The sequence below is a fragment of the Prescottella sp. GW823-FHT02E09 genome (assembly GCF_058797375.1).
Window position 1 is genome coordinate 84,201 of the sequence record NZ_JBXAJP010000011.1, and the last position, 14,418, is coordinate 98,618.

General features: G+C 68.6%; 13 protein-coding genes. 7 read left to right on the forward strand and 6 right to left on the reverse strand.

Annotated features, from left to right (window positions below; all coding sequences use genetic code 11):
* Nucleotide 1 precedes the first annotated feature (1 nt).
* The 5 genes from AC1RIF_RS23395 to AC1RIF_RS23415 all read right to left on the reverse strand — a co-directional run bounded on the left by AC1RIF_RS23395 (nt 2) and on the right by AC1RIF_RS23415 (nt 4,011).
* Nucleotides 2-703, reverse strand: a complete 702-nt coding sequence (locus AC1RIF_RS23395) for a hypothetical protein (protein ID WP_492603770.1) — start codon at nt 701-703, stop codon at nt 2-4.
* 78 nt (nt 704-781) lie between these two features.
* Nucleotides 782-1,675 (reverse strand): nuclear transport factor 2 family protein, encoded by an 894-nt coding sequence (locus AC1RIF_RS23400; RefSeq protein ID WP_492603771.1) that lies wholly within the window; start codon nt 1,673-1,675, stop codon nt 782-784.
* A 93-nt stretch (nt 1,676-1,768) separates the two neighbouring features.
* On the reverse strand, nt 1,769-2,560 hold the full coding sequence (locus tag AC1RIF_RS23405; protein WP_492603772.1) for an SDR family NAD(P)-dependent oxidoreductase: 792 nt from the start codon (nt 2,558-2,560) through the stop codon (nt 1,769-1,771).
* Nucleotides 2,561-2,606: 46 nt separating this feature from the next.
* Nucleotides 2,607-2,870 (reverse strand): hypothetical protein, encoded by a 264-nt coding sequence (locus tag AC1RIF_RS23410; RefSeq protein ID WP_492603773.1) that lies wholly within the window; start codon nt 2,868-2,870, stop codon nt 2,607-2,609.
* On the reverse strand, nt 2,851-4,011 hold the full coding sequence (locus tag AC1RIF_RS23415; RefSeq protein WP_492603774.1) for a 3-ketosteroid-9-alpha-monooxygenase, oxygenase component: 1,161 nt from the start codon (nt 4,009-4,011) through the stop codon (nt 2,851-2,853). The genes AC1RIF_RS23410 and AC1RIF_RS23415 overlap by 20 nt, the downstream gene beginning before the upstream one ends.
* Before the next feature lie 306 nt (nt 4,012-4,317).
* Here AC1RIF_RS23415 and hsaA point away from each other — a divergent pair, with 306 nt between their 5' ends.
* On the forward strand, nt 4,318-5,484 hold the full coding sequence (gene hsaA / locus AC1RIF_RS23420; protein WP_492603775.1) for a 3-hydroxy-9,10-secoandrosta-1,3,5(10)-triene-9,17-dione monooxygenase oxygenase subunit: 1,167 nt from the start codon (nt 4,318-4,320) through the stop codon (nt 5,482-5,484).
* A gap of 30 nt (nt 5,485-5,514) precedes the next feature.
* Here hsaA and AC1RIF_RS23425 read toward each other — a convergent pair whose 3' ends face one another.
* Nucleotides 5,515-7,050: an FAD-dependent oxidoreductase gene (locus AC1RIF_RS23425; RefSeq protein ID WP_492603776.1), complete on the reverse strand. Its 1,536-nt coding sequence runs from the start codon at nt 7,048-7,050 to the stop codon at nt 5,515-5,517.
* Nucleotides 7,051-7,221: 171 nt separating this feature from the next.
* Here AC1RIF_RS23425 and AC1RIF_RS23430 point away from each other — a divergent pair, with 171 nt between their 5' ends.
* The 6 genes from AC1RIF_RS23430 to AC1RIF_RS23455 all read left to right on the forward strand — a co-directional run bounded on the left by AC1RIF_RS23430 (nt 7,222) and on the right by AC1RIF_RS23455 (nt 14,368).
* Nucleotides 7,222-7,851, forward strand: coding sequence for a TetR/AcrR family transcriptional regulator (locus AC1RIF_RS23430; RefSeq protein ID WP_492603777.1), 630 nt, complete (start codon nt 7,222-7,224; stop codon nt 7,849-7,851).
* 324 nt (nt 7,852-8,175) lie between these two features.
* Nucleotides 8,176-9,339 (forward strand): steroid 3-ketoacyl-CoA thiolase, encoded by a 1,164-nt coding sequence (locus AC1RIF_RS23435; protein ID WP_492603778.1) that lies wholly within the window; start codon nt 8,176-8,178, stop codon nt 9,337-9,339.
* A gap of 102 nt (nt 9,340-9,441) precedes the next feature.
* The gene (locus AC1RIF_RS23440; protein ID WP_492603779.1) at nt 9,442-11,628 is read left to right on the forward strand and encodes an acyl-CoA dehydrogenase family protein; all 2,187 of its coding nucleotides are present in this window, start codon (nt 9,442-9,444) and stop codon (nt 11,626-11,628) included.
* An 11-nt stretch (nt 11,629-11,639) separates the two neighbouring features.
* Complete coding sequence (locus AC1RIF_RS23445; protein ID WP_492603780.1) at nt 11,640-12,845, forward strand: lipid-transfer protein; 1,206 nt, start codon at nt 11,640-11,642, stop codon at nt 12,843-12,845.
* A gap of 3 nt (nt 12,846-12,848) precedes the next feature.
* The gene (locus tag AC1RIF_RS23450) at nt 12,849-13,721 is read left to right on the forward strand and encodes a MaoC/PaaZ C-terminal domain-containing protein (protein ID WP_492603781.1); all 873 of its coding nucleotides are present in this window, start codon (nt 12,849-12,851) and stop codon (nt 13,719-13,721) included.
* Nucleotides 13,718-14,368 (forward strand): PaaI family thioesterase, encoded by a 651-nt coding sequence (locus AC1RIF_RS23455; protein ID WP_492603782.1) that lies wholly within the window; start codon nt 13,718-13,720, stop codon nt 14,366-14,368. The genes AC1RIF_RS23450 and AC1RIF_RS23455 overlap by 4 nt, the downstream gene beginning before the upstream one ends.
* Nucleotides 14,369-14,418 lie beyond the last annotated feature (50 nt).

Genomic DNA, 14,418 nt, shown 5'->3' on the forward strand with positions numbered 1-14,418 from the left:
GTCAGGACAGTCGGCGAACCTTCTCGACGACCCGCGTGAAGACGTCGCCGAACTCGGCGCGAAAGTCCTTGCCCTGGTATCCGAGGACCATCACCGTGTATCCGTCGACGGCCGCGTATCCCAGGAGTATTTCGTCGTCGGTCCAGTTCGGGTTGTCGGGGTCGGTGACCTCGGACAGGACGACGGCGTCCTCCGACGCGAGCGCCGGCGGCAGGTCGAGTCGCTCGGTGTGGACCGTGCGGCGCGAGGTGAAGTCCCTGCCGGTCGCGGTGACGGTGTAGGTCGAACACGACCCGGTGTGCGCGTCCGCCACCCGGGACACGTCCATGTCCGTCTCGCTGACCAGCATGATGTAGCCGCGTTCGTCCCCGAGGAGGGCGCCGGCCGCGGAGCCGCCCTCGATCAGGCCGATGCGGGCCCCGTCCGAGTATCCGTCCTGGTCCTCGCACTCCGGCGGGTCGAACGTCCGGGTCGTGTCGAGCCCGTCGCCCGTGCTCGGCGCGTCGAGTTTCAGGCTGAGGACCATCTGCTCCTCGCCGACCAGTCGCTCGACCACGGCTCTCGGGGGAAGCTCCGACGCGTCCGGTAACAGGTCCGCTCGGGCGACGGTCGGGTCTGCCGACGGAACCGCCTCCGTGGTTCCGCACGCCGCAGTGCCCAACAGTCCGACGATCCCCAGTGCGGCGGCCCAATTCCTCGACATGCGCGTTCCTCCCCGTTGTGGCAGGCCTCCCACCCACCCGCCGAAACGGTATCGGACAATTCGGTCTGACGACTGGCTCTACGCCGTGTCGGTACGCAGCCGGGTCAGGCGCATCGCACCGATCTTCCAGCCCGCCTCCGTCTTCCGGTACTCCTCGACGTAGTGCCCGTAGCCGTGGAGGCTGCGCACCGGGGCGCCGTCGGGCCACCACAGCTTGTCCTCCATCGCCCACGTCCCGGTTGCGGTGGTGGGGGAGGTGAGGGTGATCTCGGGGGTGTGGCCGTGGTGGACGGTCGCGACGTTCTCGATGCTCGCTCGCAGGAACGGCATGTACTCGTCGACGGAATGCGTGATCCCACCGCCGGTTTCGGTCATGTCGATTTCGGCGTCGGGTGTGAAGACCGCGGCCAGGCCGGCCCAGTCCTTGGTGTCCATGAGCCGGAAGTAGCCGGCCTTGAGCTGCTTGATCGCCTCGATGTCCGCGGCCGCGGTACGCGGGTCCACGGGCGATCGCCCGCCGTCCCAGTGGCCGGGCCCGGCGCCGAGGACACCGATGTCGCCCAGGGTTCCCCGCATGTGCTTGGTGCGGTGGCTCATTCGCCACGAGCCCTCGGTCAGACGCCACTCGTCGTGATAGTCACCGAGGGTGGAGAAGCTCAGGCCCCGCCGGTCGCCGACCCCGAGGTGCATGTCGCTGACGTAGGTCCGGCTGGTGGCGGTGCCGGCCTCGAGGTCCACGTCGACGAGCATGTTGCCCAGCAGGTGCTGGGTGGGACCGCAGTCGTCCAGGAAGGAGCGGATCGACGCCTCCACCTCGCCGGGCCCCTGCAGCGTCCCGGTGCCGAGCTCGGCGGTGGCGTCGGGAAGCATGATCTCGTGCAGGACAGGCCAGTCGCGGTCGTCCATCGCGCGGGCGAAGCGGGTGACGGCGCGGGCGATCTCTCGCTCGGCCAGCAGAATCTCCAGATCCATCGACGTTCCTTCCGAACCAGGTGAACCAGCAGGTGCGAATACAGCTGTGGCTGCGACCTTCCGGTCGCAGCCACAGCTGGTCGAGACGAACTTCTACTTGCGGTTGAGCAGCTTGCGCATCGCCTCGGCCGCGCCCCTGACCATCTTGTCGCGGGGGAAGCCGCTGCGCTTCTGCGCGGCCTCGTAGTTGCCGCCGGCGACCCACACGGGGCCGTCGGCCAGATGCTCGAGCCCCTCGCGGGCCGCGTCCTCGGGCTCCTGGACGATCATGCCGGGGATATCGAAGTTCAGTCCGGCGCGGATCATCGCGGGCGTGCGGGTGACGCCCAGGATGAACTCCACCACATGGACGTTGAACGGTGCCAGTTCGAGCCACAGGCTCTCGGCGAACACGCGGCTGAACGCCTTCGCGGACGCGTAGATGCTCTGGTGCTCGGAGCCCATGTAGCCGGCGAGCGAGCCGAGCAGCATGATGCCGCCGCGCTCGCGGTCCTTCATCTTCGCGCCGAAGTGGTGCGACAGTTCGAGCTGCTTGGTGATGTTGAGGTTGATCACCCGGTTGAACCCGTCGAGATCGCCCGTGACGAACTCGTGGCCGTAGCTGTTGGCGCCGGCGTTGAAGATCAGCAGGCCCACCTCGACGTCGTCGGTGACCTTGCGGATCTGGTCCATCGCGTCGTCGGCGAGCAGATCCAGCGCGAGGGTACGAACCTCGACACCGTGCGAGCGGACCTTCTCCGCGGTCTCCTCGAGCGGGCCCGGCTTGCGGGCGATGAGCACGAGGTTCAGGCCGGCCTGCGCCAGCTCGTCGGCGAAACCGGCGCCGACACCCTCGGAGCCGCCGGCGATGACGGCCCACGGACCGTACTGGTTCTTGTCGATCATGGAAGATCCTTTTCGTCGAGAAAGATGACGTCGAGAGACGGCCGCGTCAGTGGTCGGCGATCTGCGGGGTGGGCACGGGAGACTCGTCGGTGATCGCGAGCCGGCCGTCGAGCGCGGCGACCTGGATCGCCGCGCTCAGCGCCTCGCATCGCATGACCGGTGCACCCGGGCGGCCCTCCCGGCCCACCCAGTCGTGGATCTCCTGGCACGCCGTCTGGGCGGCCTCGTTCCACTGCACCGCGGTGTGCTCCCAGCTGTGCTTCTGGACCTGTACGCAGGCCCCGCAGCGGTCACACTCCAGCGGCTGCATTCTCGCGGGCCTTCTCCTCGATGTTCGCCTCGACTTCCTTGCGCCACGCCGCGACGGCCTTGGTGGTGTCCATCTCGTGCTCGAAACGCTCGACCATCTCGGGCTGCACGTCCGCGCGATCGACGTAGAACTGGTCGTACCAGCGGCGCAGCTGGTAGACCGGGCCGTCCTCCTCGCAGAGGAGCGGGTTCTCGATGCGGGTCTTGTTCTTCCAGATCTCGATGTCCTGCTCGAAGCCCTTGGCGATGAACGTGCCGAAGCCCTTGGCCATCTCATCGGCGGCTGCGCCCTGGAAGCGGTCCGACTTCTTGACGATGATGCCGTACATCAGCACGAACTTGTCCGGGCTGACCGGGTAGTGGCAGTTGATGAGCACGGAGTCGACGTCGTAGCCCTCGTACTGGTAGGTCAGGTCGTCGATCATGAACGACGGACCGAAGTACGACGCGTCGGAGCGGCTGCCCAGCATCTTCGGCTGACCGCTCGCGTGCGGGCGCATGTCCTCACGGGCCTGGCCACGCATGAACTGGCTCGCGACCTGTCCCTCGAAGACGTTCTTGAAGAACGTGGGGAACGAGTAGTGCACGTAGAAGAAGTGCGCCATGTCGACGATGTTGTCGACGATCTCGCGGCAGTTGGTGTCGACCTCGGTGGTGTACCAGACCCAGTCGGACCACTCGTCGCTCAGCGCGCCCTCGATCCGCGGGATGTACATGTCCTCGTCGGTCGGAGCCTTGCCCTCGGGGTCGTGCCAGACGAACAGCATGCCGTCCTGGTCGAGGGTGTGCCACGCGCGGGTCTTGGCGACCGGGGGGACACGGCGGGCGTAGGGGATGTCGGTGCAACGGCCCTTGCCGTTCCAGCGCCAGTCGTGGAACGGGCACGCGACGGAGTCGCCCTTGATCTCGCCCTGGCTGAGGTCGCCACCCATGTGACGGCAGTACGCGTCGAGGATGTTCAGCTCGCCCTTGCTGTCGGCGAACACGACCAGCTTGGTGCCGAATGCATGGACCGAGTGCGGCTTTCCGTCCTTGAACGACTCGGACAGGCCCAGGCAGTGCCAGCCACGGGCGAAGCTCGTAGGGGCGGCACCCGCGACGATCTCGCGGACTTCGGCTTCTTCGGACTGATTGAGGGTCACTTCGTCCGTCCTTTCAGGGAAATGCAATTCGAGTTCAGACGCGTTCGAAAGTCGAGCGCTGGCCGCGGGGGCATCGGTTCCTGGCGGACGATGCACCTGTGGCATTGAGGGTCACGCTAGGTGAGACGGATCACCCGGCATCCGGGAGTCCCACTGGCCGGGACCGTCCGGGAGCGGAGGCCTCGAGGCCGCCGGGAACCCGCAATCGAGACTCCCCGCGAAACGGACGTGAGGAATCTCGCCCTACCATGCGGGTACCCCCTGTCCCGACATACGATCCCGCCCGGGGTCGTCGAGGAGCACCCCATGACCCACGAGGTTCTGCGGTCGGTTCGCGAGTTGCTGCCCGCCATCGCCGAGCGCGCACAGACTGTCGACGAATCGCGCCGCGTGTCCGACCAGTCGATCCGCGACCTGACGGCCGCCGGCGTCTTCCGGATGCTGCAGCCGGCACGCTACGGCGGAACCGAGTGCAGCCCGGTCGAGTTCTACGAAGTGGTGCGGGCCATCTCCGGCGTGTGCGGGTCCACCGGGTGGGTGACATCGGTGCTGGGGGTGCACCCGTGGCATCTGGGACTGTTCGACGTCCGCGTCCAGGACGAGGTGTGGGGCCAGGACAGCACCACCCTCGTGTCGTCCGCGTATGCGCCGGTCGGAGAGCTGATCCCGGTGGAGGGCGGCTTCGAGCTGTCGGGGAGTTGGCGGTTCTCGTCCGGCTGCGACCACGCGTCGTGGGCGCTCCTGGGCGCGTTGGTCGTCGGTGCCGAGGGGCGGCCGGTCGACTTCATGACCGTCGTGGTGCCGCGGACCGACTACCGGATCAAGGACGTGTGGGACGTCGTCGGTCTGCGCGGAACCGCGAGCAACGAGATCACGGTGGAGAAGGCGTTCGTGCCCGAGCATCGGACGCTGCGCAACTACGAGGCGGCACAGCTGCGTGCTCCCGGGCACAAGGTCAACGCCGCGCCGCTGTTCAAGCTGCCGTTCGCGGCGATCTTCACCAGTACGGTCGCCGCGCCGGTGATCGGCACCGTCGCGGGCTGCTACGAGACGTACCTGTCGGCGATGCGCGACCGGGTCCGGCTGAGCCTCGGTGGCGGCCGGTTCGCCGAGGACCAGTTCGCCCAGGTCGCCGTCGCGCGGGCCTCGTCGGAGATCGACGCGGCGATCCTGCAGATGGACCGCAACATCCGTGAGTTGCTCGAGCTCGCGGAGGCGGGGGAGCCGCTGCCGATGAGCATGCGGCTGCGTGTCCGCCGCGATCAGGTCCGCGGCACCGAGCGGGCGCTCGAGGCGATCGACCTGTTGTTCAAGACGGCCGGTGGCAACTCGCTGACCCGCGGCAATCCGATCGAACGCGCGTGGCGCGACGCCCACGCCGGCAGTGTGCACGTGGCCAACGACGCCGAACGCGCCCTCGCCATGTATGGCAGGGGCGCGTTCGGGTTGCCGGTCGAGGACAACCTGGTCTAGCGGGACCGGGTCACCTCAGGGCCGAATTGTTCAGTTGCCCAGCATGTTCTGGACGGCACGGTACGAGAACACCATCGCGGTGCCGAGCGGCACGCCCGGACCCGGGTAGAACGCGCCACTGACCGAGGCGCTGGTGTTGCCGGCCGCGTACAGGCCCTCGACGGGGGTGCCGTCGGCGGTGAGGACACGGGCGTCGGCGTCGGTGACCAGGCCGCCCTTGGTGCCGAGATCGCTCAGCACGATCTGCGCGGCGTAGAACGGGCCGTTCTCGATCGCCGTCAGGGCGTTGTTGGGGCCACCGTTGGGCGGGCAGAAGAACGCGTCGTACGGGTCCTCGCCGCGGTGGAACTGTTCGTCCACGCCGTGCTTTGCGTAGTCGTTGAACTGCTCGACGGTGCCGCGCAGCGCGTCGGCGGGCAGGCCCGTCTTCTCGGCGAGGCCCTCGATGGTGTCGGCCTGGACCCACGTGCCGGCCTCGAGATGCGTGGCGGGCGGGGTGTTCGGGATGCTGATCGCGGGCAGGCCGCCACCCTCGCGGGAGTCGAAGATCATGTACGACGGGACCGCCGACACCGACGCGTCCCGCGCGGCCATCGCGCGCCCGAACTGGTCGTACGGCAGCGACTCGTTGAGGTAGCGCTCGCCCTGCGCGTCGACGACGAGTCCGCCGCGGACGCCGACCATGAACGCGGCCGAGCCGTCGGGCTGTGCGACGCCGGGGCAGAACCAGGCCTGGTCCAGCAGCGCGGTGGCGCCGCCGACCGCGACACCGGCCGCGATCGCGGTGCCGGTGTTGGCGCCGAACGGACCCATGCTCCAGTCCGCCTTGCCGGGGGTGCCGGCCTGCGCGCGCATCTCGGCGCTGCCCTCGATGCCGCCGGCCGCCATCAGCACGCCACGGTCGGCCTTGATACGGATCTGCTCGCCGTTGGTCTCGGCGACGACGCCGACGACGCGGCCGTCCTCGACCACCAGTTCGGTGAGGGCGGTGTCGGTGCGCAGCTCGGCATTGCCGGTGCCCTGCACGGCGGCGAGCAGGCGACCGATCAGCGCGCGACCGCCGATGAGCTTGCCGGGCGCGTGGCCCTGGCCGGTACGGTCCTGGTCCAGTTCGGGGCGGATCTTGTCGGCGAGGTCACCGATGTCGGCGGGGTCCAGGTCGAGGGGATTGATGGAGCGGCCCGCGTCCATCCGGCCCTCGGCCTTGTAGTAGTCCGGGAAGGCGCGGTACTCGAACTCGATGTTCGGGTCCTTCTCGAGCGCTGCCACGACCGCGGGTGCGGTGTCGACGTACGCGTCCTGCCGCACACTCTCGGTGTCGCCGAGCAGGTTCCGCAGGTAGGTGCGGGCGTTCTCGGTCGAGTCCTGCAGGCCGGCGCGCTCCTGGACCTGCGTTCCGGGCAGCCAGATGGAGGCTCCGGAGTACGAGGAGGTGCCGCCGAAGAGTCCGGTCTTCTCCAGGACGATCGTGCTCAGCCCCTGTGATGCAGCGGTGTATGCGCCGGTCAGAGCGCCGCCACCGGAGCCGATCACGACCACGTCGCACTCGGTTGTCCATTCCTGCATGGTTGTATCCTCCATCGATTTCGGGTTCGATGTTGAACGCAATCGCAGGTGCCCACCTGGGGACAGCGGGACTCCCACTCAGCGGAAGCATCGACTGTTCCGAGACCGGGTGGGAGCATTCCAGTGTGCGTCGCGCCCGCGATGCACGGACGAGCAAGTAAGGGGTCGACTGTGCCGAGAGTCGCCGAGGCGCGGGACGCAGCCGAACCGAGTTCTGCCGAGCAGCGGGCACGGTTCGCGCGCATGCTCGACGCGGCGGCGCAGCTGGGCACCGAGAAGGAGCTCGAGCGCGTCCAGATGCACGAGGTCGCCAAGCTCGCCGGCGTCGCCATCGGCACCCTGTACCGCTACTTCCCGTCGAAGACGCACCTGTTCGTCGCGGTGATGGTCGACCAGATCGATCAGATGAGCGAGGGCTTCGCGCGCCGGACGCAGCCCGCCGCCACCCCGCAGGACGAGATCTTCGAGACCCTGCTGCGCGCCACCCGCGCGTTACTGCGCCGTCCGTTGCTCGCGAACGCGATGATCCAGTCCACGAGCACCGCCAAGGTGACCGCGATCCCCGACGTCGCCCGGGTGGACCGGCTGTTCCGCGACGCGCTGTTCGACGCCGCCGGGCTCGAGCAGGTGACGGAGAGCGACTCGGTCCTCGTCCGGGTGCTGGTGTCGGCGTGGTTCGGGATCATCCAGTCGTGCCTCAACGGGCGCGTGTCGGTCCCGGACGCAGAAGCCGACCTGCGAATCGCGTGCCGACTGCTGCTGGCCGACCTGTCCAACGCGAAGGTGGCCGCGGGCGGCTGACCAGCCCCAGCCCTGCCGCAGCCCGCTCGACAGGGCTGAATTGAAATGAATTCTAATTCACCGCCCGACCGGCCCTGGTCGATCGGGCGGGGTTCGAGCATGCCGCGAGCCCCCACGGCGACAACCCCTCGCGCGCAGAAATGGTTCACTGTTTGCACCGTATGTGGCGGCGGCTGCGTGTCTCGCCGTCCATGAAATCCGTTCGCTCGGATCCATTGCCCTCGGCGCGAAAGTAGAATACATTCCAAAAATGAACGAGTTGCAGTTCCTGATCGAGGGTTCGGCGGCCCGTCGCTACTGCACATATCTGTCGAGGAGTTGTCCATGACCAACGTCGTCATCGTCGAGGCCGCCCGTACTCCGATCGGCCGCCGCCGCGGCGCGCTGGCCGGCCTGCATCCCGCGACGCTGCTCGGTGCCGCGCAGCGCGCGGTGCTGGACCGGACCGGGGTCGCTCCCGAGGAGATCGGCCAGATCGTCGGCGGTGTCGTCACGCAGGCCGGCGAGCAGTCCAACAACGTGGCCCGCAACGCCTGGCTGCACGCGGGCCTGCCCTACACGACGGCCGCGACGACGATCGACTGCGCGTGCGGATCGTCGCAGCAGGCCGTCCACATGGTGGCGGGCCTCATCGCGTCCGGCCAGATCGACGCCGGCATCGCCTGCGGTGTGGAGTCGATGAGTCGCGTCTTCCTCGGCCAGGCGCTCGCGCCGGGCACCGGCATCCCCTACCCGGACGACTGGACGGTGGATCTTGGCGACCAGTTCACCTCCGCCGAGCGGATCGCCGCGAACCGCGGCATCAAGCGCGGTGACACCGACGCATTCGGGCTCGAGTCGCAGCGCCGCGCCGCGCAGGCGTGGGCCGAGGGGCGCTTCGATCGCGAGATCGTGCCCGTCGAGGCTCCCGTCGTGACCAAGGAGGGCGAGCCGACCGGCGAGATCGCGACCGTCACCCGCGACGGCGGCCTGCGCGAGACCACCGCCGAGGGCCTCGCCGCGCTCGGGCCGGTCATGGACGGTGGCGTCCACACCGCCGGTTCGTCGTCGCAGATCAGTGACGGTGCGGCCGCCGTGATGCTGATGAGTGAGGAGAAGGCGAAGGCACTGGGACTGCGTCCGCGTGCACGGATCGTCTCCTCCGGGATGGTCGGCTCGGATCCGTACTACCACCTCGACGGCCCGATCGACTCCACGCGCCACGTGCTCGCGAAGGCGGGAATGTCGTTGAACGACATCGACATCGTCGAGATCAACGAGGCCTTCGCGGCCGTCGTGCTGTCGTGGGCACAGGTTCTCGAGGCCGACATGACCAAGGTCAACGTCAACGGCGGCGCGATCGCACTCGGCCACCCCGTCGGATCCACCGGCTCGCGCCTGATCACCACGGCGCTGCACGAGCTCGAGCGTTCGGACCGCTCCACCGCCCTGGTCACGATGTGCGCGGGCGGCGCGTTGTCGACCGCCACGATCATCGAGCGCATCTAGGCGGCTCCGCCGCCCGTGCGCCTTTTTGGTAGCTGGAACCACCAGAAAGGCGCACGGGCGCGAAGCGCCTGTCGTATTTCATCTACTTCCGAGGATTATTCGATGACCATTGGATTGAGTGACGAAGACCGTGAACTCCGCGATTCTGTGCGTGGCTGGGCCGCGCGCCACGCGACGCCGGCCGTGATCCGCGAGGCCGTGGAGGCCAAGGCCGAGACCCGTCCCGCGTACTGGGGATCGCTCGCCGAGCTCGGCATGCTGGGCCTGCACCTGCCCGAGGAGGTCGGCGGCGCCGGCTACGGGCTCGTCGAACTCGCCATCGTCACCGAAGAACTCGGACGTTCGATGGTGCCCGGCCCGTTCCTGCCGACCGCGGTGGTCTCGGCCGTGCTGAACGAGGCCGGCCGCACCGCCGAGCTCGAGGGCCTGGCGGACGGTTCGGTGTTCGGTGCGGTGTCGCTGCAGCCTGGCGGGCTGAAGATCGTTCGTGACGGTGGCACGGTCACGCTGTCGGGCACCTCCAGCTACATCCTCGGTGGCCAGGTGGGCGACCTGTTCCTGCTCGCCGCGGACGACGCCGGCACGCTCGCGTTCGTGGTGGTGGCACGCGATCGCCTCGATGTCACCGAGCTGCCGAGCCACGACGTCGTGCGCCGTAACGCCGAGGTCGTCGCCGACGGTCTCGAGCTGGCCGACGGTGATGTGCTGGAACTGGATTCGCAGAGCGTCCTCGACATCGCGGCGGCCCTGTTCTCCGCCGAGGCCGCGGGTCTCGCCGACTGGGCCACCACGACGGCCGCCGACTACGCCCGCGTGCGTCAGCAGTTCGGCCGCGTCATCGGCCAGTTCCAGGGCGTCAAGCACAAGGCTGCCCGCATGTTCAGCCTCACCGAGCAGGCTCGTGTCACCGCGTGGGACGCCGCCCGCGCACTGGGCGAGGACGTCGCACCGGCCGAGGCGTCGCTGTCCGTCGCGGTGGCCGCGTCGGTCGCCGTCGAGTCCGCGTTCCAGGTCACGAAGGACTGCATCCAGGTCCTCGGCGGCATCGGCTTCACGTGGGAGCACGACGCGCACCTGTACATGCGTCGCGCGCAGTCGCTGCGGATCCTTCTGGGCTCCAACGCTTCCTGGAAGCGGCGCGTCGCGAACCTCACGCTCGAGGGTGCCCGCCGAGTGCTGAGCATCGACCTGCCGCCGGAGGCGGAGCAGATCCGCGCCGACGTCCGGTCCGAGCTGAACCCGGCCCGCGACCTGGAGGGCGCCGACCAGAAGGCGTACCTGGCCGAGCGTGGCTACACCTCGCCGCACCTGCCCGCGCCGTGGGGCAAGAGCGCCGACGCCGTGACCCAGTTGGTCATTGCCGAAGAGCTGCGCCGCACGGAGCTCACGCCGCACGACATGATCATCGGCAACTGGGTGATCCCGACGCTGATCGCGCACGGCAACGCCGAGCAGATCGAGCGGTTCGTCCCGCAGTCGCTGCGCGGCGACATCGTGTGGTGTCAGCTGTTCTCCGAGCCCGGTGCCGGCTCCGACCTGGCGGGTCTGTCGACGAAGGCCACCAAGGTCGACGGCGGCTGGAAGCTCAACGGCCAGAAGGTCTGGACGTCCATGGCCCGCGAAGCGGACTGGGGAATCTGCCTGGCGCGCACCGACGGTGACGTCGCCAAGCACAAGGGCCTGTCCTACTTCCTGATCGACATCAAGAACAGCGGCCTCGACATCCGTCCGCTCCGCGAGATCACCGGCGAGGCGCTGTTCAACGAGGTGTTCCTCGACGACGTGTTCGTGCCCGACGAGTGCCTGGTCGGCGAGCCCGGCGACGGTTGGAAGCTGGCTCGCACCACCCTCGCCAACGAGCGCGTCTCGCTGTCGCACGACTCGTCCCTCGGGTCGGGAGGCGAGGCGCTGCTCGATCTGGCGGGTGAGATCCCCGGTGGTCTCGACGACGAGCAGCTCACGGTGCTCGGCAAGGTGCTGTGCGACGCGCAGTCCGGTGGCCTGATGGGGCTGCGGACGACGCTGCGCTCGCTCACCGGCGCGCAGCCCGGCGCGGAGTCCTCGATCGCCAAGCTTCTCGGCGTCGAACACATCCAGCAGGTGTGGGAGGTCGCGATGGACTGGGCCGGCCCGCGCTCGCTGCTCGGCGACCAGCATCGCCGCTCCGCAACACAGATGTTCCTCAATTCGCAGTGCATGTCGATCGCAGGTGGTACCACCAATGTTCAGCTGAACATCATCGGCGAGCGGATCCTCGGGCTCCCGCGTGACCCCGAGCCCGGAAAGTGAGTTGCACGAGCATGAATCGCACCTTCGTCGTCGGCGTGGGCATGACCAAGTTCGAGAAGATCGAGTCGCGTGACTGGGAGTACCCGGACATGGTCTCCGAGGCCGTCGGTGCAGCGCTCGCCGACGCCGGGATCTCGTACGACCAGGTGCAGCGGGCCGCGGTCGGGTACGTCTTCCAGCCGTCGGCCGCCGGCCAGCGCGCACTGTACGAAACGGGCCTGACCGGCATCCCGATCGTCAATGTCAACAACAACTGCGCCACCGGTTCGTCGGCGCTGATGATGGCGCGCGAGTGGGTGCAGGGCGGCATCGTCGACGTCGCCCTCGCGGTGGGCTTCGAGAAGATGACCAAGACTGCGCTCTCCGGTACCGGTGAGATGCCGAAGGTCACGACGCTCGACGACCACCTGAAGGTGATGACGGCCAAGCACGAGTGGGGCCGTGGTCCCATGACGGCGCAGCTGTTCGGCAATGCCGCGCTCGAGCACATGGAGCGCTACGGCACCACCGCCGAGCAGATCGCGTCCGTCGCGGTCAAGAACCACAAGCACTCGGTGAACAACCCGTACGCGCAGTTCCGTGACGAGTACACGCTGCAGCAGGTGTTGGACGACAAGATGATCCACGCGCCGCTCACCCGGTCGCAGTGTTCACCCACCTCCGACGGTGCGGGTGCCGCGATCGTCGTCAGCGAGCGCTTCGTGCGTGAGCACGGCCTCGAGGACCAGGCGATCGAGATCGTCGCGCAGGCTCTCACCACGGACACCGCGGAGGCGTTCGCCGACCAGTCGATGATCGACGTCGTCGGTGCTCCGATGACGCGGGCCGCCGCGGAGCAGGTGTTCGCCGAGTCCGGTCTCACGATCGACGACATCGACGTCATCGAGCTGCACGACTGCTTCGCGATCAACGAGATCATCACGTACGAGGGCCTCGGCCTGTGCGAGCCGGGCGAGGGCGGCAAGCTGGTGGAGTCCGGCGCCACCACGTACGGCGGTCGGTGGGTGGTCAACCCGTCCGGCGGCCTCATCTCGAAGGGCCACCCGCTGGGTGCGACCGGCCTGGCGCAGTGCGCCGAGCTGACCTGGCAACTGCGTGGTAAGGCCGACGCCCGCCAGGTCGACGGCGCCCGCGTGGGTCTGCAGCACAATCTCGGTCTCGGTGGCGCGTGCGTCGTCACGCTGTACCGGGCCGGGACCATCTCGAAGGAGTCGTAACACATGCCGATCGACGTCAAGGCCGCGCTGTCGGCCGAACCGACGGTGCGCGAGGCCAATTGGACCGAACGCGACGTCCTGCTGTACCACCTGGGCCTCGGTGCGGGTGTGAACTCGCTCGATCCCGCCGAGCTGGGCTGGGTGTACGAGAAGGGCCTGCGGGTCCTGCCGACGTTCGCGATGGTCGCGGGCCAGGGCATCTCGGCCGGCACCCTGAAGCCGGCCGGGATGAACATGCCCGGCATCGACATCGACCTGCGCAAGATCCTGCACGGCGGCCAGTCGCTGACGCTGCACGCCCCCATCCCCACCGCGGGTTCGGCGCGCATCTCCTCGCGCGTCGCCGACGTGTGGGACAAGGGCAAGGCCGCGGTCGTCGTACTCGAGCAGTCCGCCACGGATCTCGACGGAAATCCGTTGTGGACCACGGGGATGCAGATCTGGGCTCGCGGTGAGGGCGGCTTCGGCGGCGACGCCGGTCCCGAGGTCACCAACGCGGTGCCCGAGCGCGATGCCGACAAGGTGCTGGTCTCGCCGACCAGCACGCAGCAGGCTCTCGTGTACCGACTCAGCGCCGACATGAACCCGCTGCACGCCGACCCGGCGTTCGCGCAGATGGCCGGCTTCGACCGTCCCATTCTGCACGGGCTCGCGTCGTACGGCGTCGTCTGCAAGGCCGTCGTCGACGGTCTTCTCGGCGGCGATCCCGCTCGGGTGCAGAACTTCTCGGTCCGGTTCGCCGGCTCGATCTACCCGGGTGAGACGATCGAGACCTCCGTCTGGCAGGACGGGGGCAGGCTGACGCTGCTCGCTACGTGTCCGGAGCGCGAGGGCCAGCCGGTGCTGACCCACGCGACCATGGAGGTTCGTTCGTGAAGACCGGGGACCACCCCACCACCCACACCCACCCGCACGGCACCGTGCTGACGTCGGCGCCGCAGGACGCGCCGGTGGACCGCGCGACCGCCGCGGCCCGCCGCGTGATCGACGCGATGCTGCGCACCGATCGGGGCAACGCCAACCTCGACCGCGTCGCGGAGGAGCTGAACAGCATCGCCGACCACCTCGAGGAGCACGCTCCCGAGGTGGCCGAGCGGATGGTCGACATGTGGAGTGGTGAGGGCGTCACCCGGCACGACCCGATCACCGGCCCGGAGAACGCGATCGCGCCGCCGCTCGTGCTCGAGGGGCTCGAGGACGGCTCGGTGCAGGGCGTCGTGACGCTGAACCTGCCGTACCAGGGCCCGCCCGGGTGCGTGCACGGCGGCGTCTCGGCGCTGCTCCTCGATCACGTGCTAGGTGTCGCGAACGCGTGGGGCGGCCAGGCCGGTATGACCGCACAGCTCAACGTGCGCTACCACCGCCCGACACCGCTGTTCGAGGAACTCACCATCACGGGCAGGCAGGAGTCGGTGGAGGGCCGCAAGATCCACACGGTCGGCGACATCAAGAACGCCGCCGGCGACGTCTGCGTGTCGGTACAGGGACTGTTCATCGACGCGTCGGTCCCACGTCCGAGGTAGACCAAGGTAGACCAAGGTAGTTCGAGGCAGTTGCCATCAGCTGAAGGGTC